Raw genomic sequence first — 25978 nt, 5'->3', positions numbered from 1 at the left:
CCCCTATGACGCTTTCCCATCACGTCGCGCTCATCACCAGCGATGAGCAAGCCCTGATCGTCGCCAGCGACCTGGCCGAAGATTTCAAACGCGACAGCGCCCTGCGCGACCGCGAACGCCGCCTGCCATTGGCAGAACTGGAAGTGTTTTCCCGCTCCGGCCTGTGGGGCATCAGCGTGCCGAAGGAATATGGCGGCGCAGGTGTTTCCAACGTCACCCTGGCCAAAGTCATCGCCCTGATTGCGCAGGCCGACGGTTCACTCGGGCAAATTCCGCAGAACCATTTCTACGCACTGGAAGTGCTGCGCGTGAATGGCAGCGATGAACAGAAACAACGTCTGTACGCCGAGGTCCTCGCCGGTCAACGCTTCGGCAATGCGCTGGCAGAACTGGGCACCAAAACCGCTCACGACCGCGTCACCAGCCTCGAACGCGACGGCGCTGGTTATCGCATCAACGGTCGCAAGTTCTACTCGACCGGGGCGATTTACGCGCAGCGCATTCCGACGTCGGTGGTCGATGAAAACGGCGTACAGCAACTGGCCTTCGTCCCGCGCGAGAGCAAGGGCCTGACGGTGATCGACGACTGGAGCGGCTTCGGCCAGCGCACCACTGGCAGTGGCTCGGTGGTGTTCGAAGATGTCTATGTAGCGGCTGAAGATGTGCTGCCGTTCCAGAGCGCTTTCGAACGCCCGACCACGGTCGGCCCGCTGGCGCAGATTCTCCACGCCGCGATCGACACCGGCATTGCCCGCGCCGCTTTCGAAGATGCCTTGCATTTCGTGCGCAGCAAAACCCGTCCGTGGATCGATTCCGGCAACGACAAGGCCACCGAAGATCCGCTGACATTGAAGAGCTTCGGCCACTTGAGCATTCGGTTGCACGCCACCGAAGCCTTGCTCGAACGTGCCGGCGAAATCCTCGATGCCGCGCAAGCCGAAACCAACGCCGAAACCGTCGCCGCCGCATCGATCGCGGTTGCCGAAGCGCGGGCGATCAGCACGGAAATTTCCCTCGCCGCCGGCAGCACCCTGTTCGAACTGGCCGGCAGCCAGGCGACGCTGAGTGAACACGGCCTCGACCGCCACTGGCGCAACGCCCGAGTGCATACCCTGCATGACCCAGTGCGCTGGAAATATCACGCAGTTGGCAATTATTACCTCAACGACGAAAACCCTCCGCTGCGAGGGACGATCTGATGAGCGCTGCGAAAAAGAAAATTCTGCTCAACGCGTTCAACATGAACTGCATCGGCCATATCAATCACGGCCTGTGGACGCATCCGCGCGACACTTCGACCCGCTACAACACGATCGAATACTGGACCGAACTGGCGCAGTTGCTTGAGCGTGGATTGTTCGATGGTTTGTTCATCGCTGACATCGTCGGCGTCTACGACGTCTACCAGAACTCGGTGGACGTCACGCTGAAAGAGTCGATCCAGTTGCCGGTCAACGATCCGCTGCTACTGGTTTCAGCGATGGCAGCCGTCACCAGAAACCTCGGCTTCGGCCTGACCGCCAATCTCACTTACGAGCCGCCATATCTGTTCGCCCGACGCATGTCGACGCTCGATCATTTGAGTCGCGGCCGGGTCGGCTGGAACATCGTCACCGGTTATCTGGACAGCGCCGCCAAAGCCATGGGCCTGCGCGAACAGGTCGAACATGACCGCCGCTACGACCAGGCCGAAGAGTATCTGCAGGTGTTGTACAAGCTCTGGGAAGGCAGTTGGGAGAACGGCGCGGTGCTCAACGACCGCGAGGAGCGTATCTACGCCAATCCGGAAAAAGTGCACAAGGTCGAGCACAAGGGCGAGTTCTATCAGGTCGAGGGTTATCACCTCTGCGAGCCGTCACCGCAGCGCACGCCGGTATTGTTCCAAGCCGGCAGCTCCGATCGCGGCTTGCTCTTCGCCGGGCGTCATGCCGAGTGCGTATTCATCAGCGGCCAGAACAAACCATCGACCAAAGTGCAGGTCGACAAGGTCCGTGCCAGCGCGGTCGAAGCCGGGCGCAATCCTCAAGACATCAAGGTGTTCATGGGCCTCAATGTGATCGTCGGCGCCACCGAAGAAGCGGCGTGGGCCAAGCATGCCGAGTACCTGAGTTACGCCAGTGCCGAGGCCGGCGTGGCGCATTTTTCCGCCTCCACCGGCATCGACTTTGCCCAGTACGAAATCGACGAACCGATCCAGTACGTGAAGAGCAACGCGATTCAGTCGGCGACGAAAAACCTGCAGAACAACGACTGGACACGGCGCAAATTGCTCGACCAGCACGCCCTCGGTGGCCGCTACATCACCGTGGTCGGCTCGCCCGAGCAGGTGGCGGATGAACTCGAATCGTGGATCGCCGAGACCGGTCTGGACGGCTTCAACCTGACCCGCATCGTCACCCCGGAAAGCTATGTCGATTTCATCGAACTGGTGATTCCCGAGCTGCAGCGGCGCGGCTCGTACAAGACTGCATATGAGGGCGGGACCTTACGCGAGAAGTTGTTTCACGGTGAGGCGCAGTTGCCTGAGCAACATGCCGGCTCTTCGTACCGACGCTAAAAGCATCGCTGGCAAGCCAGCTCCCACAAGGGTCTGCGGCGCACACAAAACCTGTGGGAGCTGGCTTGCCAGCGATGAGGCCACAACAGGCACCACAAATCTTATGCACTGACTGGAAAACTCATCATGACCAAAAAAACCCTGTCCCACCCAGTCAAAGCACTGGCCCTGGCCTTCGGCCTGTTCAGCTCGGCGGTGTTTGCTGCCGATGCGCCGCTGAAAATCGGCACCACCGCCGCGTTTGCGATTCCGCTGGAGGCCGCCGTCGAAGAGGCCGCCAAACAGGGCCTGCAAGTCGAACTGGTGGAATTCACCGACTGGATCGCGCCCAACGTCAGCCTCGCCGCTGGCGACATCGATGTGAATTACTTCCAGCACATTCCGTTCCTGGAAAACGCCAAAGCCGCGTCCGGTTTCGATCTGGTGCCATTCGCTCCTGGGATCATTAACAACGTCGGTCTGTATTCGAAGCGATACAAAAGCTTCGATGAGCTGCCCGAAGGCGCCAGCGTCGCCATCGCCAACGACCCGATCAACAGCGGACGCGGTTTGCAATTGCTCGCCAAGGCCGGGTTGATCAGCCTGAAACCGGGCGTCGGCTACAAAGCCACCGAAGACGACATCGTCGCCAATCCGAAGAAGATCAGGATTCTTCAGGTCGAAGCCGTGCAACTGGTGCGCGCGTACGACGACGCCGACCTGGTCCAGGGTTATCCAGCCTATATCCGCTTGGCGAAGACCTTCGATGCCGGCTCGGCACTGCTGTTCGACGGTCTCGATCACAAGGAATACGTGATCCAGTTCGTCATCCAGCCGAAGAGCAAAACCGACCCGCGCCTGATCAAGTTCGTCGACATCTATCAGCATTCGCCGGCCGTTCGCGCGGCACTGGACAAGGCCCACGGCAAGCTCTATCAGGCCGGTTGGGAAAGCTGAACATGACTGCCGCGATCCAACGGCGACTGGAGCTTCCAGAGCCACACAATGCTGAAAAAACCGAGCTGCACCCCGAGTTGAATCGCGCCCACGTACGCTTTATTGGCGTGGGCAAAACCTACGACGGCCGGCAAGGTCCGGTCGCGGCCTTGCAGGGCATCGACCTGGCGATTCAGCGTGGTGAAGTGTTCGGCATCATCGGCCGCAGCGGCGCCGGCAAGTCGTCGCTGATCCGCACGATCAATCGCCTGGAACAGCCAACGTCGGGGCGGGTGCTGATCGATCAGGTCGATATCGGCGAGTTCGATGAAGACCGCCTCGTCGCTCTGCGCCGGCGTATCGGCATGATCTTCCAGCACTTCAATCTGATGTCGGCCAAGACCGTCTGGCAGAACGTCGAGTTGCCACTGAAAGTCGCCGGCGTGCCGAAGGAACAGCGCGACAACAAGGTGCGCGAACTGCTCGAACTGGTCGGCCTGCAAAGCAAGCACAAGGCCTACCCGGCACAACTCTCCGGCGGGCAGAAGCAGCGTGTCGGCATCGCCCGCGCGCTGGTGCATGACCCGGACATTCTGCTCTGCGATGAAGCGACATCGGCACTCGATCCGGAGACCACGCAGTCGATCCTCGGCCTGTTGCGCGAGATCAACAAACGCCTCGGCCTGACCATTGTGCTGATCACTCACGAAATGGCAGTGATCCGCGAGATCTGCGATCGCGTCGTCGTGCTTGAGCATGGCCATGCGGTCGAGCAAGGGCCGGTGTGGCAAGTGTTCGGCAATCCGCAACACGAGGTCAGCCAGACCTTGCTCGCGCCGCTGCAACACGCCTTGCCGGAAGAATTGCAAAGCCGTTTGCAGGCGGCATCCACGGCGTCTGATGCAGCGGTGGTGTTGCGTTTGCAGTTCACCGGCAGTGCCGCTGATGAGCCGGATCTGGCCGCGTTGTTTGCGGCGTTGGGTGGCCAAGTGAAGCTGCTTCAGGGCGGCGTGGAAAGGATTCAGGGTCACGCACTGGGGCAGCTGTTGCTGGCCGTCAGCGGCTCGGCGTTCAGCGCCGGGCAATTGCGCGAACGCGCCGGGCAATGGGCGCAACGAGTGGAGGTATTGGGCTATGTGGTTTGATCGCTTGCTGCAGGGTTTTATCGACACCTTCCTGATGGTTGGCGTGTCGTCGTTGATCGCGCTGCTGGCGGGGATTCCCATGGCGGTGATTCTGGTCACCAGCGACAAGGGCGGGATCTATGAGGCGCCGCTGTTGAACCGTGCGCTGGGTGCATTCGTCAATCTGTTCCGCTCGATCCCGTTCCTGATTCTGATGGTTGCGCTGATTCCGTTCACCCGCCTGATCGTCGGCACCACCTATGGCGTGTGGGCCGCTGTGGTGCCGCTGACAATCGCCGCAACGCCCTTCTTCGCACGGATCGCCGAAGTGAGTCTGCGCGAGGTCGACCATGGTCTGATCGAAGCCGCGCAGGCCATGGGTTGCCGGCGCTGGCATATCGTCTGGCATGTGCTGCTGCCCGAGGCGCTGCCGGGGATTGTCGGCGGTTTCACCATCACCCTGGTGACGATGATCAATTCGTCGGCCATGGCTGGGGCAATTGGTGCTGGTGGGCTGGGGGATATCGCTTACCGCTACGGTTATCAGCGCTTCGACAGCCAGATCATGTTGACGGTGATCGTCTTGCTGGTGGCGCTGGTGGCGGTGATTCAGTTGGGTGGGGATCGGTTGGCTCGGGGGTTGAACAAGCGGTGAAGCAGACTCTTTGCTTCCGATGGCTGGGACGCCAGCGCCCACCATCGGATGCGAACTGGTGGCGCTACCGTGAGTGTTCACCCGACATAACCTGGAGTAATCGAATTTTTTTTCAGAAAAGCCCGGGTATTTCCCTGATCAAGCGTGTTTTCCATGTTTTCTCTTGTCTGAAAAATCAGACTCGTCATGTCTTTCCACTTCACGCTGTTATGAGATTGCCACTCCACATACTCATCAGGCGAAGCCAGACCCGTTTCGACACCCGACATAATCCTTGTCAATACTTGCCACGTTTTGGATTGCATTTGGTGAAACACTGGATACAGATTTCCAAATGAAGCCAGATTATTGATTGAAGGCTTCAGATCAAAGCTGTCGACTCCGGTCAACGTCATATATTTACGTGACTCATCTTTCAGATGGAAGGCAGCAGCCCCATAGGCTGAAGCGCCACCCGCGCTGGCCAGACCGGCAGAGAGTTTCAAAGCCCCATAAACAGGCCTGAAATCCCCATTGAATTTCGGATGATCTAGCGAGCCATACTCTTTTATTATTCTGGAAGGGGAATGAGCATAGTCAAACATGCCCATTTCGAAACCATCCCGGATCTCCGTTGCAAAACCTGGTTTAACCCCTTGATGCCACATATTCATGAGGCCATCACCTTCTAGATCAGGGATGCTTTCCGGATTGATATTGAAAGTCAGTTTCGCCCTGGATATGACATCAACAGCGGCTTCCAGCAATTCATCCGCAGCCACATCGCTCTGGATGCGCGCCAGCTTTTTAATTTTGCCAATGGCAGAACTCTTATCCGTGTCCTTTCTAGCCATGATGCTGGGGAGCAAATGCAATTTGAAATGGGCCCTGCGCGCATGCTCCGCGTCACTTTCGCCGCTCAAAACGCTACTCAAACCTCTGACCGTCCCCTGTTCATCAACGAAAATCAGCGGACTATTTCCTAGCATTGCGTAAAGATTGATTCCATCGATATCTCGGCCAGGATCGGGACTTGTCCAGCGTTGTAACCACGGCGCGTAATAACGATATCCATAATAGTAAAGACCGGTCGCATCCCGCTCTTTGCCTGAGTAGCGAATCGTTTTGTTTTTCACCGTCAATGAATTCTTACCCGCCCAGCACGCCGTGCCACCAAACGGGTAATAGTGCTCCTGAGTCAAAATCCCCGCACCATCATCCAATTCCAGCGCGCTGGAACCAAGATGATCATTGAGGCTGTAACGCAGTTGGTCGCTTTCCACCCCGCTTGGCCAGTGCAGCAGTCGTACCTGATTGCGCCCGGTGTCGACACTGAAGACATGTCGCTCGACACCATCGACTTCGCGATGAATCTCAAGCCCCGGCAGATAACGAACTTCTACCGTCAGCGTCTGACCGGACGCTTGGCTGACAGTCGTTTTACGCAACCGATGCCCCGGCTCGTCGTAGCCATAACATTCGTAGTCATCGCTTTCATTCGGACGTTTCAGCAACACAACCCGGCTCAACTCATTGCGTACGTTCCAGCACATGGCCTGACCACGTTGCAACTCCAACTGATTACCCGCCGGATCAAATCCCAGCGCTATCTCCGCTTCCCCGGGCAAGGAACCATCGTCGCGCTGCGCCAGGCTTCGGTTGCTGCGATGGGAGGTGTACATCGAAAAACCCGGCGCACCGCTGTGATGGCGAGTGATGAGGTTGCCCGCTGCGTCGTAGTCGAATTTCTGCGTGTAGTTGCGCCGTTGATTAGGATCCAGCGGCGTTGGCAGCAGCTCAGGCAAGGCCGGGCCATGACTGGGCTGGCTGACTTCCCAGCCGCTGGCCTCGACCAGTTGATAAAGGCTGTCGTAGCGATACCGACTGACCGGATCGATGCGCTGATTGTTGAGCCAGGACACGGCTTGGGTTTTATCTTCCAGGCTGACGATGTTGCCCACCGGATCGTAGACGTAATTCAGATCCTGCAACGGAGGATGCGTGCCGACACTGGCGAGCAGTCTCAGCAACCGGCCGTCATCGCGGCTGTATTCGGCGCGGGCGATGACGCCGTTGCCGGCCGTTTCGCTTTCGATCTAACCCTGCGCGTTGTAGCGAATCGCGCTGACCAGGCACTTCGGCTGCCTGCCCTCGCCGGCCTGCAACAGCCTGGTCGCGCAAGCTTGCCCGGCGATGTTGTAATGCTGCGTTCTGAGGTTTCCAACCGCGTCGGTGTGATGCTGCAACTCGCCGGTTGGAGTGAAAGTCTGCCGGGTGACGTAGGTTGTTTCCTCGAGATAGTCATCCCGCCGGTCGGGTTCGAGCGGCCAGTCAGGCGTCTCGAGCTCGATCAAAAAGCGTCGCGACTCCACCACCACTGCGCCACCGAGGCCGTAGCCATCGAAATGCCGATTGCCGGCCGGGTCGTCGTGGCGGATTGGTCGACCGCACTGGTTGTGCTGTGCGTGATCATCGGTGGCTTTTGCATAGGTCCAGCGCTCGACCACGCGAGGCTGCCCGTCGTGCGCCTGCTCGGTGAGGGCTAGCGGTCGCAGCAGATCGTCGTATTGGCGGTGACTCTGACTGCCCCGCGCATCCCAGCCAGAACACATCGAGCCCGCTTCATTCAACAGCCGCACCTGCCAACCGGCGTCGACGCTGTCTGCGAGTAAGTCTTGACCGCTCAATGCGTAGAGTGTGGCCAGATTCGGCTTGGGCGCAACGCCGTACAAACGCGGATCCCACGACGCTACCTGACGCCCCGCCTCATCAAAGATCTGCCGGGTGATGCGCGATTCGATGTCGGCTTTATCCGGGTGTCGGCAATAGGCAACGCTGCGAACCACCAGTGCGCGCGGGTCAATGACCGACAAGGTCGGAGTGGCGGTGTCATGGCGGGTATTCACGGCTACGCGAGTCCCTGATGTCTATACGCCGAGACTGAACCAGTTTTCTCCATCCCGATACTGTAAGAACTACCAGTTGCATTCAGGTTTGCGCACCCATGCGGTCATTCAGACAGGCTGGCGCGAGGACTGAATAAGCGCTAAGGTCGATGGCGGCAGGTGGCCATCAATCAGGCCCTTGTGATCGCGTTATCTTAGGCAACGCCCTTCGCAAAAATCAGATGCTTCCTACACCACTTTTGTCGTTTCGCCAGCCCGAACCACGGGGGTTTGCAGGACGATTCCTAGAATATTTTGCCCGCTTGTACCCGAAATATCCTGTAGCTAATCTCCGGTCGTCACTGTTTTGCGGTGACTGGATTCAGTTGTCCGGCCGGCGACTGATCCGCGTGCAGCCGCCGTCCTGCTCGTTTAGTCGCGAAATGGTTGGCTCCCACTTGAAGTCAGGAGTTTACCCATGGAAAAAAATCTTGCCGATCCGCCACTCAGCCTTACCTCAAGCAAGCGGTTCACCGAGGATTTGCTCAAGGATCGCTCTGCACTGTGCCGCGCCGTCGACTCGCATCTGGCCGGCAATCAGGTCACGTTGGCGGGACAGAAACGCGTTTACAGCATCAGCGAAGATGTGACGCTGGAGGACGCCCAACTGTATGTTGCCGATCTGCTGCGCTGCGCCTCGGTGACCGTCCATCAATGCGGTGACCAGCTCGGGGGCGCGGATCGGGCCATGGTGTTTTCGGTCTGGCATCTGCTGGAAATGGCCAAGGCGATGATGGACCGCTCGATCGATTGTCTGGGAGCGAAGCAGCACTGAAGCCTGGCACCCATTGCCGCCTGCACTGGCCCCAGCGCAGGCGGCGTTTTTTTGCCGGTGAAAAGGCTTATAGTCCGCCCTCACGCCGCCAATACAGCATCGATCATGAAGCAAACGCCCAGCGACCTCGAACAGATCACCGCCACCACCCTTGGTCACTACAACTCGGTGGCTGAGGATTTCCGTGAAGGCACTCGTGACCACGATGTAAGCCAGAACATCGAGGCCTTGCTGCGCCACATTCACGGTGAAGCACCTTTCACGATTCTCGATTTCGGCTGCGGGCCGGGGCGGGATTTGCAAACCTTCACGCGCATGGGCCACGTCGCGATCGGCCTTGATGGCTCACAGGAATTCGCGCGCATGGCCCGCGAAGACAGCGGTTGCGAAGTCTGGCAGCAGGACTTTCTCAAGCTTGATCTACCCGCCGAGCGCTTCGACGGGATCTTCGCCAATGCCGTGCTGTTTCATGTGCCGCTGCAGGTGTTGCCGCAAGTGCTGGGGCAATTGCACGACGCCTTGAAACCGGGTGGCGTGCTGTTCAGTTCCAATCCGCGTGGCGACAACCAAGAGGGCTGGAACGGGCCGCGCTACGGCTCGTATCACGATCTCGAGGCCTGGCGCGGGTTGCTGACGGCGGCGGGGTTTGTCGAGCTGGAGCATTATTACCGGCCTGCGGGCTTGCCGCGCGAACAGCAGCCGTGGCTGGCGAGCGTGTGGCGTCGAGTTGATTGAAGATCAAAAGATCGCAGCCTTCGGCAGCTCCTACGTTGGAATGCGTTTCCCTGTAGGCGCTGCCGAAGGCTGCGATCTTTTGCTTTTGCTTCAGGAAGATTCTTTTTCAGGCTCGCGAATCTTGTACCAGGCCACATACAGCGCCGGCAGGAACAGCAGCGTCAGCAGGGTCGCCACGACGATGCCGCCAATCATCGCGTAGGCCATCGGCCCCCAGAAAACTTCGCGGGCGATCGGGATCATGCCCATGCTCGCTGCCGCTGCGGTCAGCAGGATCGGTCGGCGCCGGTGTTCGGTGGCTTCGACCACCGCGTCCCACGGCGCATAGCCTTTCTGCTCGAACTCATCGATCTGCGTCACCAGAATCACCGAGTTGCGGATGATGATGCCGATCAGCGCGAGAATCCCCAGGATCGCCACGAAGCCCATCGGCGTGCCGGTCGGCACCAGCGCCAGGACCACGCCGATCAACCCCAGCGGCGCCACACTGGCGACCAGGAACATCTTCTGCACGCTGTGCAACTGGATCATCAGGAACGTTGCCATGAGGAACAGCATCAGCGGCAACACCTTGGCAATCGGCCCCTGGGCCTTGCCGCTTTCCTCGACCGTGCCGCCGGTGGCGACCTTGTAGCCGACCGGCAGTTTCGAGGCAAAAGCATCGATCGACGGCTTGAGCAGTTTCACCAGATCGGTAGGCTGAATCTCGTCGCGCACCGAGGCCTTGATGGTAATGGTCGGCAAGCGGTCGCGACGCCAGACCAGCGGTTGTTCCAGTTCATAGCGCACGGTGGCGAACGCCAGCAGCGGAATCGAGGTGCCGCTCGGCGTGACGATCTGCAGGTTCTGCAGGGTTTCCGGGGTACCGCGCTCGGAATCCACGGCGCGACCGACCACGTTGATCAGGTAGATATCGTCATCGACCTGGGTCAACGGTGAGCCGCTGACAATGCTGTTCATCAGGTTGGCCACATCTTCTGACGACAGTCCCAGTTGCCGCGCCTTGTCCTGGGCGATGTCGATGCGCAGGACTTTGCCGGGCTCGTTCCAGTCGTAAATGATCTCGCCGATGTGCGGGTTCTTGTCCAGTTCGGTGGCCAGATCGATGGCGTGTTTGCGCACCTGATCGACGTCTTTGCCGCTGACTCGATACTGAATCGGACGCCCCACCGGCGGGCCCATTTCCAGAGCCTGCACGTAGCTGCCGATGCCGACGAAGTCTTTGTGCAGGCGCTCACGCAAGCGCTGGCTGAGTGCCTCGCGGGCTTCGAAATCCTTGCTGACGATCACCAGTTGCGCGTAGTACGGGTTCTGCAACTGTTGGTCCAGCGGCAGGTAGAAACGGATCGCCCCCTGACCGATGTAAGTGCTCCAGCGCACGATGTCCGGGTCGCCCTTGAGCGTCGCTTCGAGCTTGTCCACCGCCTTGCGGGTTTCGTCGATCGAGGCGTTTTGCGGCAGGTTCAGGTCGACCAGAATTTCCGGGCGGTCGGAAGCGGGGAAGAACTGGTTCTGCACGAAACGCATGCAGAACACCGCCAGCACGAACAACAGCACGGTGACGCCGATCGCCCACCAACGATTGCGCATGGCCCACAACAGACCACCGTTGAAGGCGCGACCGACGCGACCCGGCTCGGCATCGTGGGCCTTCACCTTGTCGCTGAGGATGTGCACGCCAATCACTGGTGCGAAGAACACCGCCACCACCCACGAGACGATCATCGCCACGGCAATCACCGCAAACAGCGTGAACGTATATTCACCCGCCGAACTGGCGTTGAGACCAATGGGCACGAAACCGGCGACGGTCACCAGCGTACCGGTGAGCATCGGGAATGCCGTCGAGGTGTAGGCGAACGTCGCCGCCTGCTCCTTGCTCTCGCCCATTTCCAGGCGCGTAACCATCATTTCCACGGTGATCATCGCGTCGTCCACCAGCAGACCGAGGGCGATGATCAGCGCGCCGAGGGAAATCCGCTGCATGGTGATGCCGCTGTATTCCATGAACACGAAGACCATGGCCAGCACCAGCGGAATCGAGCAGGCCACCACCAGACCGGCGCGCACGCCGAGGCTGATGAAGCTCACCACCAGCACGATGATGACCGCTTCGAACAGCGCGCTGGTGAAACCGCCGACGGCCTCTTCCACCACCACCGCCTGATCGGAAACGGTGTGCACGCCGACGCCGACAGGCAAGTCAGCGGTGAGCTGGTCGATTCGCTCGTGCAGCGCCTTACCGAATTCCTGAACGTTGCCGCCCTTCTGCATGGCAATCGCCAGGCCGATCGCCGGTTTGCCGTCGAAGCGGAATTCCGGTGTCGCCGGGTCGACGTAGCCACGGCTGATCTCGGCGATGTCGGCCAGACGATAGAAGCGATCGTTGAGCTTGAGATTGACCTCGGCCAGATCTTTCTCCGACTCGAACTGGCCCGAGGTGCGCACGGAAATCCGCTCCGGCCCCGCCTCGATCACCCCGGCCGGAGTCACCGCGTTCTGCGATTGCAGGCTCTGCACCACCTGGCGCTGGTCGATACCTAACGCGGCAAGTTTGCGCGTGGAGAAATTCAGGTAAATCGTTTCGTCCTGCTGGCCGACCATTTCGATCTTGCCCAGCCCCGGCACGTTGCGGATCTCGGCCCGCGCCTGTTCCACGTAATCGCGCAACTGGCGCATGGTCAGGCCGTCGGCGGTGAAGGCGTAGACCGAGCCGTACACGTCACCGAACTCATCGTTGAACCCCGGCCCCTGAATGCCCTGGGGAAACTGGCCGCGAATGTCGTCGATCTTCTTGCGCACCTGGTACCAGATTTGCGGAATGTCCTCAGCGCTGGTGGTGTCGCGCAGGTACACGTACACCGTCGATTCGCCGGGGCGGGTGTAGCTTTTCACGTAATCGAGGGAATCGAGCTCTTCGAGTTTTTTCTCGATGCGGTCGGTGACCTGCTTGAGGGTTTCTTCCTGGGTCGCGCCCGGCCATTTGGTCTGGATCACCATGGTCTTGATGGTGAATGACGGGTCTTCTTCGCGGCCGAGATTGAAGTAGGAGAACACCCCCATCAGCAGTCCGACGAACATCAGGTACCAGACGAATGACTGGTGCTTCAAGGCCCATTCGGAGAGGTTGAAAGAGCCTTTCATTGACTGTCCTCGTCAAGTTTTACCGATTGTCCGGGTTTGAGACTGTTGACGCCGGCGCTGACCACGCGCTCGCCGTTTTGCACGCCACCGGCCAGCACCACGCTGTTGTCGCCACGGCTGACCACGCTGACGTCGCGCGGGTTGACAGTTTTGTTCTGCGTGTCGATGACCCAGATCCGGGTTTTACCGTCGGCTTCCTGCAACGCCGTCACCGGCAGTTCGATGCGCGGCTTGATCGCCGAGCTGAGGGTCACGCTGATCGCGGTGCCGAGGCGGAAACCGTCCGGCGTATCCGACAGGGTCAGGCGCGCGCGGCGGGTGCGCGTGGCGCTTTGCGCCTGGGGTTCGATCTCGCGGATGATCGCCGTGGTGTTGATGCTCGGGTCGAGTTGCGCGGCCACCGAGAACACCACGTCGCTGGGCAACTGATCGACCAGCGTATCGGGCAGATCGATCACCGCTTCCTTGATGTCCGGCTGCGCCAGCGTCACCACCTGTTGGCCGGCAGTTACCACTTGCCCGGCTTCGGCGTTCCACGCGGTGACCACGGCTTTGTGATCGGAGCGCAGCTCGGTGTAGCTCAGTTGATCCTTGCTCTGGCTGACCGCCGCGCGTGCCTGATCGAGCGAGGCCTGAGTGGTTTTCAGATCGGTGTTGGCGACGTCCAGTTGCGCCTGCGCACCGACGCCGCGATCGAACAGCGCTTGCTGACGGCGTGCATTGGCCTGCGCGTTGATCAGCTGCGCCTGGATCCGCGCCAGATCGCCCTGCGCCGAACGCAACTGGTTTTGCTGATCGGACGGATCAAGGGTGGCGAGCAAGGTGCCCTTCTGCACCTCGGCGCCGACATCGACGTTGCGGCTGGCGATGCGTCCACCGACGCGGAAACCGGTGTTGCTCTCGTAACGCGCCTGAATGCTGCCGGCAAAGCGTCCGAGGCTTTCTTCGTTGAGCGCTTTGACCGTGACCGAGAGCACCGGACGTACCGGTTCCGGCGGGGTTTCCTTTTCCGAGCAGGCGCCCAGCAGCAGCGCCATGCACAACAGTCCGAGGCGCTTCATGGCTGCGCTCCCGGTTGCAGATCCTTGTAGGTGTTTTCGGCAATCTCGACTTTCATGCCGGGGTGCAGCAACTGGCCGCCGGCGACAATGACTTTCTCGCCGCCCTTGAGGCCTTCGCTGATGATCACTTTGCCGGTCAGGTAGCGACCGACCGTGACCGTGTGCAACTGCGCTTCACCCTTGTCATCGACCAGCCATACCGCCGGGTCGCTGACGTTTTTTGTCAGCGCCGACCAGGGCAGTTCCACCGCCGATTTGCCGGTGCCTTTTGCGGTGGCGCTGACCACAGAACCGAGTTGCATGCCCGGCGGCAGCTTGTCGAGGCTGACCTTGACCTGCACGGTGCCCGATTGCGCCGACACCGACGGCGTGATTTCACGCACGGTGCCGGTGGTCTTGATCTCGGGATTGTCGAGCAGGCTGACCACGATCGAACGATCGGACGGACGCTCGGCCAGCAGCGATTCGTAGACATTGAACACCGCGTCGCGGTCGCCATCGCGGGCTAGACTGAAAATCGGCGCGGTGGCCTGCACCACCTGGCCGACTTCGGCCTGGCGCTCGGTGATCACCCCGGGTGCATCGGCGATCAGCGCGGTGTAGCCGAGCTGGTCCTTGGCGTTGGCCAGCTGCGCCTGCGCCGCGCTCAATGCGCTCTGACTGCTGCGCAGCGCGGCTTGTGCCGAATCGTATTCGCTCTGGCTGGTGTAGCCCTTGGGCAGGAGTTTTTGCTGACGCACGAAAGCGGCTGCCGCTTGCTTCACGCGGGCCTGTTCGGCGACGACCTGGGCCTGAGCGGAATCGACGTTGGTCTGCAGATCCTTCGGATCGAGTTTGGCCAGCACCTGTTTGGCCGTGACGCGGTCGCCGACATCGACCATGCGCTGGATGATTTTGCCGCCGACGCGAAATGACAGCTGGGTCTGCACCCGCGCCTGCACATCACCGGTGAGGGTCACCGCTGCGGCGTAGTTGGCCGGTTCGACCTCTTGCACAAAGACCCGTGGCAAGTATTCCTCAGCAGGCTTCTTGTCGCCGCAAGCGGTGAGCAACGCCATGGCGCTCACGGCCATCAGCACTTTCAATCCGGGACCCGCCATGCACACTCCTTGGCCTTAAATGCTGCTGTCGAGACGATACGACTTCAGAGCTTAGAACAGGGTTCCACGGTTGCGGACGCCAACACCAGATTTATCTCATTAAAGGTATGCTGCCCGCGTATCGCAGTGACCCGGAGAAGGATTTCATGCTCAACACCCTGGCCGTGGCCAATTACCGCTCGATCAACAAACTGGTGATTCCGCTCGGGCGCCTGAACCTGATTACCGGGCCAAACGGCAGCGGCAAGTCCAACCTCTACCGCGCCTTGCGCCTGCTGGCGGAAACCGCCCAGGGCGGTGTGGTCAATGCACTGGCGCGTGAGGGCGGGCTGGAATCGACGTTCTGGGCCGGGCCGGAAACCATCAGCCGGCGCATGCGCAACGGTGAGGTGGCGATCGAGCCGACGGTGCGCCAAGGCGTGAAAAGGTTGCGCCTGGGATTTGCCGGCGAGGATTTCAGTTACGCCATCGGCCTGGGCCTGCCGGAGCCGAGCACTTCATGCTTTTCCCTCGACCCGGAAATCAAGCGTGAGTGCATCTGGGCCGGCCCGGTGTTTCGCCCGGCGAGCCTGCTGGTCGACCGCAACGGCCCGATGATCCGCGCCCGTGAAGGTCGCGCCTGGGATGTGCTGGCGCAACACACGCCGAACTTCGACAGCCTGTTCGATCAGGTCGGCAATCTGCGCAGCTCGCCGGAAGTGTTTCAGATGCGCGAATTCATCCGGCGCTGGCGCTTTTATGATCACTTTCGCAGCGATGCCGACGCGCCGGTGCGTCAGCCGCAACTGGGCACGCGCACGCCCGTCCTGCACCACGATGGCCGTGATCTGGCGGCGGCCTTGCAGACAATTATCGAGATTGGCGATCCGCAAGCACTGAGCGCGGCGATCAGCGATGCGTTTCCCGGCGCGCGGCTGAATATCGCATTGTTGGCCGGTGGCCGTTTCGCTATCGAGTTTTATCAGGAAGGCTTGTTGCGACCGCTGTCAGCGGCAGAGCTGTCGGACGGCACTTTGCGTTATCTGCTGCTGATCGCCGCCCTGCTGACCCCACGACCGCCATCGCTGATGGTGCTCAACGAACCGGAAACCAGCCTGCACCCGGACCTGCTGCCGGCGCTGGCGCGGCTGATCATTCGCGCTTCGGAGCAGTGTCAGGTGTGGGTGGTGTCACATGCGCGACGATTGATCTCGGCGTTGCAGGAAGACCCGGAATGCAATTGCATCGTGCTGGAGAAGACGCTGGGCCAGACCGGGATTGTCGGGCAGCGGGTGCTGGATGAGCCGGCGTGGCAGTGGCCGGATTGAGGGTGCCAGCGAAAAGCCCCTCACCCTAACCCTCTCCCAGAGGGAGAGGGGACTTCACCGAGTTGTTTGCGAGAGTTACGCCGACCTGAAAGCCTGAAGTCGAACCTGATTTTGAAAAGCCCAGACATCGGCTCCCTCTCCCTTGGGAGAGGGCTGGGGTGAGGGGCGAGCCTCACCGCTGATCCAACGGGCAATCACCCCAACCACTTGCCCCCTTCACCAATCACACTCTCAGGCCGGGTGTCATCACTCAGCTCTTTGCGCACATATTGGGTGACCGAATTTTGCTTAGCCCATCTGGGCTGCCCACATTCATCTCGCTTAAACATTATTCTGCGGGTTTGCCGGGAAGGAATAAGACGGCTATTTTTCCTTGCGCTGTAGGACGGATCTTTTTTTCAGGAAAGACCTCCAAGGACCCACAGCTTTTGGCCAGACTCTCCGGCCCATCCACCACAAGGAAGAACAACATGGACGTAAAAGTGCCGCAGCGGCTGGATCCGCAGGACATCGTGAAATTGCTCAGGGCGTTGCGCCGGGCGTTGAAGACTACAGCGTAAGTCGAAAGCCCCTCACCCCAACCCTCTCCCGAAGGGAGAGGGGGCCGACCGTGGTGTCTTTCGTCGTACATCGACCTGACGAACCGAGTCGATTATGGATTCAGCGACGCACGAACAGGTCGGCGGGCCTCTACAGCATCCCCCAATCGGTCCCCTCTCCCTCTGGGAGAGGGCTAGGGTGAGGGGCTTTTCAAGACACACAAAAACGCCGATGACCATCACTGGCCATCGGCGTTTTCACGTCTGAAGCGGATTCACTCAAGCGTCAGATCAGAACGCCGGCAATACCGCGCCGCTGTACTTCTTCTCGATGAAGGCTTTGACTTCCGGGCTGGTCAGGGCCTTGGCCAGTTTCTGGATCGCGTCACTGTTCTTGTTGTCCTCACGGGCCACCAGGAAGTTCACGTATGGCGAGTCAGCGCCTTCAATCACCAGCGCATCTTTCTGCGGGTTGAGCTTGGCTTCCAGCGCGTAGTTGGTATTGATCATGTCCAGATCAACTTCTTTCAGCACGCGCGGCAGCAGCGCCGATTCCAGTTCCTTGAACTTGAAGTTGTGCGGGTTCTTGGCGATGTCTTTCGGCGTTGCCAGAGCGTTTTTCGGATCTTTCAGTTCGATCAGACCGGCCTTCTGCAGCAGGATCAGCGCACGGCCGCTGTTGCTGCCTTCGTTCGGGATGGCGATGGTGGCGCCATCCGGCAGTTCAGCCAAGGTTTTGTACTTGCTCGAGTAGCCACCGAACGGTTCAACGTGTACGCCCTGCACGGTCACCAGGTACTTGGATTTGTCATCCTTGTATTTGCCCTGGTTGAAGCTGTCCAGATACGGCTTGGTCTGGAAGTAGTTGGCGTCCAGACGCTTCTCGCCAACCTGTACGTTCGGCTGCACGTAGTCGGTGAAGACCTTGATTTCCAGATCGACGCCTTCTTTGGCCAGGGTCGGTTTGATCAGCTCAAGGATTTCAGCGTGGGGCACCGGCGTTGCGGCAACCACCAGTTTCTCGCCGGCGTTGGCGAAAGAAGCCGTCAGCGCAGCCGCCAATGCGGTAAACAACAGAACCTTTTTCATGCAGTGTCCTTATCGAAAATCACGGTCGTCATCGACGACGGCATTTAATACGTGTGCCAGTGAAGTGATATCGCTGGCGTGAGGCGGACAATACCCGGATTTTTTATTCCCGGACAATAACGTTTATTCAGCTTCATATTCCATTTTGTTCATGCTGAAGAAAATGCTTATACCGCCTCGCTCAAGCGAATCAGCCAATCTTTCAAGGCCTTACGCTCTGCACTGCTACCGCCGATGTGGGTCTGCCTCACCAGACGTTCGATCTGAACCTGCGGCGCAGACGCGTCAGGCAGGTTCAGATGTTCCGGCAGGATCTCGTCGCCGGTGCTGACCAGCAGAGCGAAGTGGATGACGTTTTCCAGTTCGCGGGTGTTGCCCGGCCAGCCGTGTTGTTCGAGCACATGTTGCGCGGCTTCGCTGATCAGCGGCACGGGCAGGTCCAGACGCTGGCTGTAGATGCCAAGGAAATACTCGGCCAGCGAGAGGATGTCGCCGGTCCGCGCGCGCAACGCCGGCAGCTCCAGATGACCCTCGCTGAGATAGTGATAGAGCCGCTCGTGAAATTTCCCGGCGTCCACGGCCTGGGCCAGATCGATGCTGGTCGCCGCCACCAGACGCACATCCACGGGGCTCGGCTGATGCGCACCGACGCGGGTGACTTCGTGATTTTCCAGCGCCGCGAGCAGCTTGACCTGAATCGGCAGCGGCAAATCGCCGATCTCATCCAGGTACAAGGTGCCGCCGTTGGCCGAACCGAACCAGCCGGCGCGGCTGCTGGCCGAACCGCTGTAGCTGCCGGCGGCGTAGCCGAACAGTTCGGCGTCGGCGTAGGTCGGGCTGATCGCGCCGCAGTTCACCGAAACGAACAGACCGCTGCGGTCACTGGCGCGATGGATATGCCGGGCGAGCAGCTCTTTACCGGTGCCAGTCTCACCGCGAATCAACACTGAAATCGAACGGGGAGCCAACTGCTCCAACTCCTCGCGCAATTGCCGCGAGCGTGGGTCGACGAACACCAGCGCCTTGGCGCGAATGCTCAGGGGGCTCTTTTCCGCATCGGGAAAGGTCAGCAAGGGCTGACCGAAGGTTTCAAAACTCATGGTAGGCTCCCGCCCAAAACCGCCAGCCGACGGGGGCGTTGAAAAATTAGATCAGGCGCGACGGCGGGCGTGGTCTTCCAGGCGGTTTTGCAGGCGATAGAGATAGGCGAAACCCTGCTCCCAACGCTGATGCCCGGACTTGACGTTGATGTGCCCGGCACCGGCAAGAATCCCCGCCTCCGCCCCCCAGTTGCGTGCCAGTTCGAGCGCGCGCGGGGCACTGACGGCGGCGTCGTTGTCGGAGCTGACGACCTGACTGGGAAACGGCAAAAGATCCGTCGGGATCGGCGCGAAATTGCGCAGTGCCGGCGCACAGGCAGGACGCTCGACATCGGCCGGCGCAACCAGCAACGCCCCGCGCACCTGACGCAGGTATTGCAGCGGCGCAGTCGCCGCCCAGTGGGCAACGGTGATGCAGCCGAGGCTGTGAGCGATGAGAATGACCGGCGTGCTGTCGGCGGCAATCGCTTCGGCCAGCGCGGCGACCCAGTCCTCACGGCGCGGCGTCAGCCAATCGGCCTGTTCCACCCGTGCGCTGTTCGGCAGGCTGTTCTGCCAATGGCTTTGCCAATGATCTTCTGGCGATCCTTGCCAGCCCGGCACAATCAGGTAGCGGATTGATTCGTTGCGCATGGGGAAGCTCTCCTGCGTCGTGTCTGTTCCGGGTCGAGTATAGGGAGAGGAGTTATATTCGTTAAGGAATAAGAAGCTATTTATTAAGACCTGTATCGAATATGTGATCTGTGTAGGGCGTGAGATTCTTCCCCCTCACCCCAGCCCTCTCCCCCAAGGAGCGAGGGGGAAAGGGAGCTGATCTTCAGGCTCTTCAAATCTTGAGTTCGACTGGATTTCTCATATCGGTGTATAGCCGCCAGACAACCCGGTCAGTCCCCTCTCCCTCCGGGAGAGGGCTAGGGTGAGGGGCTTTTCAAAAACTGAACGCAAAAAAAGGGCCGCACCCTGCCAAGGAGACGGCCCCGGAAAAACGAAATCTGTCACCGCGCAGTAATCACCGACAACTTGGTAATCCCCGCCCGTTCGATCGAAGCCATGGCTCGCGCCACTTCGCCGTAATTCACCCCGTCATCGGCCTGCAATTGCACGCGCACCTCCGGGTCCTTGGCTTTGGCCGACTTGAGGTTGAATTCGAGCAAGTCGGGCTGAATCTCGTCCTTGTTGATAAACAGTTTGCCGACGCCGTCGATGCTCACCACCAGCGGATCCTTCTGCTCGACCGGCGCCACCGCTTCGGTCTTCGGCAGGTTGATCGGGATCGCGTTGGTCAGCAGCGGCGCGGTGACGATAAACACCACCAGCAGCACCAGCATCACGTCTACCAGCGGCGTCACGTTGATTTCACTGAGCACCTCATCCGTGTCTTGCGTGGAGAAGGCCATATCAGGAGGCCTCCTTCACTTTTGCCGCGTTGCCCGACGTTGCCACCTTGTGTGCGGTCGGGTGGATCAGCACGCGGAACGCGCTCTTCTGCGCCAGGCTGTAGAAGTCGTGGGCGAAGTCATCGAGATCCGCGGCGGTCAGTTTCAGCCTTCGCAAAAAATAGTTGTAAACCAGCACCGCCGGCACCGCGACGGCGATGCCCACGCCGGTCGCGACGAGTGCCGCACCGATCGGCCCGGCCACCGTTTCCAGGCTCGCCGAACCGGCGGCGCTGATGCCTTTCAAGGCCTCCATGATTCCCCACACCGTGCCAAACAGACCAATGAACGGCGAGGTGCTGCCGATACTCGCGACAACCGCCAGACCGGTTTCCAGCGAACGCCGTTCGCGGACGATCTGCTGGCGCAAGGCACGCTCGAGGCGATCCTGATGGTTGATCGCCTGGCTCAGATCATTCGCCTGCGGCGCCTCGCCCACCTGGATCGCTGCATAGCCAGCCTGCGCCACTCGCGCTGCGGCGCCGGGCTGGGTTTCGCTCAACTCTGCCGCGGCATCCAGACTCGACGCCGCCCAGAAACGTTTGTGAAAGCGCCGATCCTGCGCTTTCAGACGACCGAACTGCACAGCCTTGAGCAACGCCAGGCCCCAAGTGGCAACGGAAAAAACCACCAGCAGCCAGATCACCGCGCTTTCGATGGATTCCAGTGGAGATGCCAGTAACGTCATGATGTGTTCCCTCGTGTAAACATTTCGCGCGAATTTGGTTTCGGTTTAATGAATCTTGAAATCGATGGGCACGCTGACCCAGCCGTCCTGGGCGACATCACCCTGCTTGGCCGGAACGAAACTCCAGCGCTTTACAGCGTTGAGCGCTGCGTCGTCGAGCTGCTGCCGGCCACTGCTTTTGGCAATCTGGATCTCGCCCGGTTTACCGCTGGCCAACACATGCACCCGTAACAACACCGTGCCTTCCCAACCGCGCCGCTGGGCCAGCGACGGGTATTCCGGCGCCGGATTTTTCAGATACGCAGCGTTGGCTGAAGCCGGGGTAACGGGCGCCGGTGCCGGTGGCGCAGCCGGCGCTGGTGCGGCGACGGGCGCTATCGGTTTCGCTGGCGCTGGCGCTGGCGGCTGCTCTACTGCCTTTGGCGCCGGTTTGGGCGGCGGTTTCACCACCGGTTTGGGTTTGGCGATCGGCTTGGGCGGCGGCGGTTTCACCGCCAACTCGTCCTCCACTGGCGGTGGCGGCTCGACCACGGGCGCCGGTGGTGGCGGCGCAACAACCGGCGGCGCGGGCGGAGCCGGGCGAGAAAACTCGATAGTCATCGGCGGAATTTCCGGCGGTACCACCGGCAGCACCGGCGTCGGTTTCTGGCTGACCCAATAAATCACCGCACCGTGCACAATCAACGCGAGCACACCGAGCAGAAGGGTTTCGCGCCGACTCAAAATGCCCTTGGGCGCACGTTGCAAACGCAACTGTCCCAACGGCATCCGGTGCGGCCGGCCAAGATCGACCAGTTCGCCACCCGGCGTGTGCCGCCACAGCAATTCCCCTGCGCTGGCGGCGGTCTGGACATTGCCCATTGTTCAACTCCCTGCGGTCTCTTTCGTTCTACGAGCCAAAGCGATCGACCCGCCATTCTTGAAGCCCCCACGGCGTAGTCGATGGGGCAATCATTGGCTGTGGTCGCTTATCACCGAAAGTAATCTTTGACGTTATGCATAGGCCTTCAAGGAATATGCAAATCGCCCGTTTTCACCGAAGCCGCGCACCACAAGGGCTGCAGCGATCTGCCAAAAACCTCATGCTTTTGCGGCATGAAAAGTATTCGGATACGGCATCCGTTAACGCCTTAAAACGCTGGTTTTGGTTCGCTGAATGCCGACGTTAGGCGCGATTGCCGCCGTCACTGTCGATCAGCTGCGTCTGCTTGCCGGCGCCGCTGAGGATTGGTTGAACGGCCATGTCCAGGTCAGCGCCTTGAAAGCTCAATTAAAAGTCGTAGCGACCGGTAACGCCGAGGGTTCGCGGGGTGCCGAGCAGGCCTTCATAGCCGCCGTTACCGCCGGTCCACAGGGTCGTGTAGTAGGTTTTGTCGAAGGCGTTCTTCAGCCACAGCGAGACATCCCACTGGCCCTGATTGAAATCGCCGCGCAGGCCGGTGGAAAGGTTGACCACCGCGTAACTGGGTATCTGCCCGTAATCGGAATCCTCGACCGTGCCCACCGCTTTGGAGCGAAACGCATAGCTGCCGGTGACGTAGGGTTCGAAGCCGTTAGCCAGATTCCATTTGTATTCGCCGTTGGCGTTGCCGATCCATTTCGACGCGCCGACCACTTGATGGCCGCTGAGGTCGCACGAGGCCGGTGCACCCGGGGCCTGGCTGACTTCCGGCGGGCACGGCGCATCCTTGTACGAGAGGTAGCTGACGTCGTTGTACGAGCCGTTGAAATTCAGGGTCAGGCCACGCAGCGGCACCAAGCTGCTTTCGAACTCGATGCCACGCGAGCGCACCGAGCCTGCGTTGGTCAGGTATTGCACGCGGTTGGCGGCGTCGTAGGCGTTGGTCTGGTAAGCGTTGACCTGGGTCCAGAACACGTTGGCGTTGAGTTGCAGGCGGCGATCCCACAGGGTGCTTTTGAAGCCGAGTTCGGCGTTGTTGGCGCGCTCGGTGCCGATCAATAACGAGTCGGCGCCAGCGGTAGGTGCGGAGCCGACCGCAAGGTTGACCCCGCCGGATTTCTCGCCGTGGGACAGCGTGGCGTAACCGAGCACATCGTCGGTGATGCGATAGCTCAGGTTGAGCAGTCCCGAGGGGCTGGAGCTGTACTGATTCAAGTCTCCGGAATCGTAGACGCCGGCACGGCCGCGACGCGCATTGGCTGCCGCGCCGGCCACAGCTACACCGCCGACCGGCGCGTTGCGGCCGACCGAGGCGTTTTTCTCCTCGTAGGTGCCACGCACCCCGGCGGTGAAATCCAGCCGCTCGCTCAGGTGCCAGGTGCCTTGGGCAAACAGGGCGAAACTGTCGGTCTTGATATGGCCGTTGCCGACGCTGCTGACGTTGGCCAGGGCGCCTGCCGGCGTGCCGTTCCAGATATCCGCTTGCGGGCCGTAATAGGCGAAGGATTTGTTGTCCAGGTCCGAGCCGAAATAGTAGGCGCCGACCACGTAATCGAAGAACTCGCCCTTGGGCGAGGCCAGGCGAAATTCCTGCGAATACTGTTTGTCTTCCACCGACACGCCAGCGTTGTAACTGGCCGGCACGTTGAGGCCATCGTCGTTGCGCGGGGTGAAATTCCAGAAGCGATACGAACTGACCGAGGTCAGGGTGAAGTCGCTCGGCAACGTCCAATTGGCTTCCACCGACGTGCCGCCCTGATGCACGGTGACGTGCTGGTCATTGTCGAGATTGACCTTGCGATGCCGGCCGTTGACCAGCGTCGCCCCGGCCGCGCTGGCCCGCGATTCATACAGATTGACGCCGTTGATGGTCGGCCCGGTGTTGTACAGCACGCGGGTGCCGGCACTGGAATCTTCTTCGTTGTAATCGCCGATCCAGCGCAGATTGAAATTTTCATTGGGCTTGAACAACAGCTGCGCGCGGAAGCCCTCGCGGGAGCCGCCGTTGAGGTCGTGGCCGTCATATTCGTTCTTGATGTCGCCGTCACTGCGCGTGCGATAGGCGGAAAAACGTCCGGCCAACTCATCATTGAGCGGCCCGGAAATCGTGCCCTTGGTCTGGAAATAACCGTCCTCGCCGACCGATGTTTCGATGCTGCGCTCAGGCGTGAAACTGGGCGCGCGGGTGCTGATATTGATGACCCCGGCGGTGGTGTTCTTGCCGAACAGCGTGCCCTGCGGCCCGCGCAAGACCTCAAGCTGCTCGATATCCATCAAGTCGAACACTGCCATACCCGGACGGCCCAGATAAACGTTGTCGATGTACAGGCCAACGCTGCCTTCCAGGCCATCACTGGCCGGGTTGTTACCGAGGCCACGGATCGACACGCTGGACTGCCGCGCATGCATGTAAGCGACGTTGACGCTGGGCACCAGTTGCTGCAAATCCTGAATCCGGTAAACCCGTTGCGTCTCCAGATTCTGCCCACTGACCACGCTCATCGGCGTCGGCACGTCTTGCGAGCTTTCTTCGCGGCGGCGGGTGGTGACGGTCACCGTTTCCAGCTGTGAACCATTGGCCGCCGCTGTGCCTGCCGGAACCGGCGCCGGTGTTTCGGTTTCTGCGGCATAAGCGTGAGTCCAGCTGGCGCTGCCTGCCAGCAACAGGGCCAAAGGCAGGCGTTTGAGCCGTCGGGTTGATGGGGGGGACGCAAGGTTCAACGGACTCATGGCGCGGCTCCTGGTCAAAAAACACACAGACATCTTCAGCGCTGCATATTCTTTTAAGTTATTTATTTATGGATTTACAAATATTTACTGCATAAGAGATTGCCTTTATAAGGAGTCGACCTAATGCATATCCAATGCATTTCCCGGATATTTTTTATGTGAAAAATGCATATCGACTTGCGCCAACTTCGTCACTTCATCGCGCTCGCTGAACAACGCAGCTTCGTCGCTGGCGCGCAGGCGGTGAACCTGTCGCAGTCGGCATTCAGCCGCAGCATCCAAGCACTGGAACACAGCGTCGGCTGTCAGTTGGTCGACCGTGGGCGCAAGGAATTGCCGCCGACCAAACAGGGCCATGTGCTGCTCGAACACGCACGGCGACTGGTCAGTGGTGCGCAGCAGATGGCCAACGAGATCAGCCAGTTCAACGGCCTCGAAGCCGGGGAGTTGCGCTTTGGTTGCGGGCCGGCGCCGGCGGCCGGATTGATCCCGCGCGCGATCGGCGCGTTCATCGGTCGCTACCCGAAAGCACGGGTGCAGTTTCAGGTCGATGACTGGCAGAGCCTGAGCAAACGCCTGCTCAGCGAAGAGTTCGAATTTTTCGTCGCCGATACCCGACAATTCGAGGCCGACCCGGATTACCAGACCCACCGCCTGCGGGCGCGCAAATGGAATTTCTGCTGCCGCGCCGGGCATCCGCTGACGGCGTTCGAACGCATCACCGCCGAGCAGTTGCTGAGTTATCCACTGGCCGTAAGCATTCGCCCGCCGAACCTGCGCAAGGTCATCGTCGACCTCAGCGGCCGCCCTGATTTCACCCCGAATGTGGAATGCGAAAACGGTTCGACGCTGTTGAGCGTGGTGCTGCGTTCGGAGGCGATCGGAATTGTCGGCGCGTATTCCGATGCGCTGCATCTGGCCAAGGGTGAGCTGGTCTGTTTGAAGATCGAAGGCCTGGCGGATGATCTGGAGGAGCTGTACACCCGCTATGGGATTGTCAGCCGCGCCGGGTATCGGTTGTCACCGTTAGCCGAAGCGATGATCGAGCAGATCAAAGAGATTGATCAGCATGATGAGGAGGTTTGTTCGCTGCAGAATCTCGCTGTCTGATCCACCGCTATCGCTGGCAAGCCAGCTCCCACATGGTTCACGCCGAGCACAAATAATGTGAACCCCCCATTACATGTGGGAGCTGGCT

21 protein-coding genes are annotated in these 25978 nt (G+C 60.3%); 9 read left to right on the top strand and 12 right to left on the bottom strand.

Annotated elements, in window-relative coordinates; genetic code table 11:
• Positions 1-5 precede the first annotated feature (5 nt).
• The 5 genes from AB4N85_RS22980 to AB4N85_RS22960 all read left to right on the top strand — a co-directional run bounded on the left by AB4N85_RS22980 (position 6) and on the right by AB4N85_RS22960 (position 5251).
• Positions 6-1199 (top strand): SfnB family sulfur acquisition oxidoreductase, encoded by a 1194-nt coding sequence (locus tag AB4N85_RS22980; protein ID WP_252868605.1) that lies wholly within the window; start codon positions 6-8, stop codon positions 1197-1199.
• Positions 1199-2557 carry an LLM class flavin-dependent oxidoreductase gene (locus AB4N85_RS22975; RefSeq protein WP_236168235.1) on the top strand — a complete coding sequence of 453 codons (1359 nt, stop codon included), beginning with the start codon at positions 1199-1201 and terminating at the stop codon, positions 2555-2557. The genes AB4N85_RS22980 and AB4N85_RS22975 overlap by 1 nt, the downstream gene beginning before the upstream one ends.
• A gap of 126 nt (positions 2558-2683) precedes the next feature.
• Entirely contained in the window at positions 2684-3493 is an 810-nt protein-coding gene (locus AB4N85_RS22970) for a MetQ/NlpA family ABC transporter substrate-binding protein (protein WP_056787060.1), read from the top strand.
• A gap of 2 nt (positions 3494-3495) precedes the next feature.
• Positions 3496-4617 (top strand): methionine ABC transporter ATP-binding protein, encoded by a 1122-nt coding sequence (locus AB4N85_RS22965; RefSeq protein WP_252868604.1) that lies wholly within the window; start codon positions 3496-3498, stop codon positions 4615-4617.
• Positions 4607-5251, top strand: a complete 645-nt coding sequence (locus AB4N85_RS22960) for a methionine ABC transporter permease (protein WP_016772208.1) — start codon at positions 4607-4609, stop codon at positions 5249-5251. Before AB4N85_RS22965 ends, AB4N85_RS22960 begins: the two co-directional genes overlap by 11 nt.
• Positions 5252-5328: 77 nt before the next feature.
• Here AB4N85_RS22960 and AB4N85_RS22955 read toward each other — a convergent pair whose 3' ends face one another.
• On the bottom strand, positions 5329-7260 hold the full coding sequence (locus AB4N85_RS22955; RefSeq protein ID WP_252868603.1) for an RHS repeat domain-containing protein: 1932 nt from the start codon (positions 7258-7260) through the stop codon (positions 5329-5331).
• 66 nt (positions 7261-7326) lie between these two features.
• Positions 7327-8136, bottom strand: coding sequence for a hypothetical protein (locus tag AB4N85_RS22950; protein ID WP_252868602.1), 810 nt, complete (start codon positions 8134-8136; stop codon positions 7327-7329).
• Between the two features lie 457 nt (positions 8137-8593).
• Here AB4N85_RS22950 and AB4N85_RS22945 point away from each other — a divergent pair, with 457 nt between their 5' ends.
• Together AB4N85_RS22945 and AB4N85_RS22940 are read left to right on the top strand one after the other, a co-directional pair.
• On the top strand, positions 8594-8950 hold the full coding sequence (locus tag AB4N85_RS22945; protein WP_041477463.1) for a DUF6124 family protein: 357 nt from the start codon (positions 8594-8596) through the stop codon (positions 8948-8950).
• Positions 8951-9055: 105 nt separating this feature from the next.
• Positions 9056-9685 (top strand): class I SAM-dependent methyltransferase, encoded by a 630-nt coding sequence (locus tag AB4N85_RS22940; RefSeq protein WP_460066028.1) that lies wholly within the window; start codon positions 9056-9058, stop codon positions 9683-9685.
• A 90-nt stretch (positions 9686-9775) separates the two neighbouring features.
• Here the strand turns inward: AB4N85_RS22940 and AB4N85_RS22935 are convergent, their stop codons facing one another.
• The 3 genes from AB4N85_RS22935 to AB4N85_RS22925 are packed head-to-tail and all read right to left on the bottom strand — an operon-like array spanning position 9776 to position 14990.
• Positions 9776-12829, bottom strand: coding sequence for an efflux RND transporter permease subunit (locus tag AB4N85_RS22935; protein WP_056787048.1), 3054 nt, complete (start codon positions 12827-12829; stop codon positions 9776-9778).
• Positions 12826-13890 carry an efflux RND transporter periplasmic adaptor subunit gene (locus AB4N85_RS22930; RefSeq protein ID WP_041477460.1) on the bottom strand — a complete coding sequence of 355 codons (1065 nt, stop codon included), beginning with the start codon at positions 13888-13890 and terminating at the stop codon, positions 12826-12828. The genes AB4N85_RS22935 and AB4N85_RS22930 overlap by 4 nt, the downstream gene beginning before the upstream one ends.
• A complete protein-coding gene (locus AB4N85_RS22925) occupies positions 13887-14990 on the bottom strand; it encodes an efflux RND transporter periplasmic adaptor subunit (RefSeq protein WP_041477459.1) in 1104 nt (367 codons plus the stop codon). The genes AB4N85_RS22930 and AB4N85_RS22925 overlap by 4 nt, the downstream gene beginning before the upstream one ends.
• A 146-nt stretch (positions 14991-15136) precedes the next feature.
• On the opposite strand from AB4N85_RS22925, the gene AB4N85_RS22920 reads away from it, so the two are divergent.
• Positions 15137-16297 (top strand): AAA family ATPase, encoded by a 1161-nt coding sequence (locus tag AB4N85_RS22920; protein ID WP_056787044.1) that lies wholly within the window; start codon positions 15137-15139, stop codon positions 16295-16297.
• Positions 16298-17127: 830 nt separating this feature from the next.
• Here the strand turns inward: AB4N85_RS22920 and AB4N85_RS22915 are convergent.
• The 7 genes from AB4N85_RS22915 to AB4N85_RS22885 all read right to left on the bottom strand — a co-directional run bounded on the left by AB4N85_RS22915 (position 17128) and on the right by AB4N85_RS22885 (position 24780).
• Entirely contained in the window at positions 17128-17925 is a 798-nt protein-coding gene (locus AB4N85_RS22915) for a MetQ/NlpA family ABC transporter substrate-binding protein (protein ID WP_041477458.1), read from the bottom strand.
• A 167-nt stretch (positions 17926-18092) separates the two neighbouring features.
• Positions 18093-19025: a sigma 54-interacting transcriptional regulator gene (locus tag AB4N85_RS22910; RefSeq protein ID WP_095181118.1), complete on the bottom strand. Its 933-nt coding sequence runs from the start codon at positions 19023-19025 to the stop codon at positions 18093-18095.
• Positions 19026-19076: 51 nt separating this feature from the next.
• Positions 19077-19658: an alpha/beta hydrolase gene (locus tag AB4N85_RS22905; RefSeq protein ID WP_041477456.1), complete on the bottom strand. Its 582-nt coding sequence runs from the start codon at positions 19656-19658 to the stop codon at positions 19077-19079.
• 362 nt (positions 19659-20020) lie between these two features.
• Positions 20021-20422: an ExbD/TolR family protein gene (locus AB4N85_RS22900; protein ID WP_056787038.1), complete on the bottom strand. Its 402-nt coding sequence runs from the start codon at positions 20420-20422 to the stop codon at positions 20021-20023.
• A 1-nt stretch (position 20423) separates the two neighbouring features.
• Positions 20424-21149: a MotA/TolQ/ExbB proton channel family protein gene (locus tag AB4N85_RS22895; RefSeq protein ID WP_041477454.1), complete on the bottom strand. Its 726-nt coding sequence runs from the start codon at positions 21147-21149 to the stop codon at positions 20424-20426.
• Positions 21150-21194: 45 nt separating this feature from the next.
• Entirely contained in the window at positions 21195-22010 is an 816-nt protein-coding gene (locus tag AB4N85_RS22890) for an energy transducer TonB (RefSeq protein WP_252868601.1), read from the bottom strand.
• A gap of 409 nt (positions 22011-22419) precedes the next feature.
• Positions 22420-24780 carry a TonB-dependent receptor gene (locus AB4N85_RS22885; protein WP_460066020.1) on the bottom strand — a complete coding sequence of 787 codons (2361 nt, stop codon included), beginning with the start codon at positions 24778-24780 and terminating at the stop codon, positions 22420-22422.
• Between the two features lie 165 nt (positions 24781-24945).
• Between AB4N85_RS22885 and AB4N85_RS22880 the strand changes: the two genes are divergently transcribed.
• On the top strand, positions 24946-25890 hold the full coding sequence (locus AB4N85_RS22880; RefSeq protein WP_460066017.1) for a LysR family transcriptional regulator: 945 nt from the start codon (positions 24946-24948) through the stop codon (positions 25888-25890).
• Positions 25891-25978 lie beyond the last annotated feature (88 nt).

This window comes from Pseudomonas sp. H1_G08 (assembly GCF_054681355.1).
Note: the sequence above shows the minus strand (reverse complement) of the source record. Positions and strands in the feature narration are given on the sequence as shown.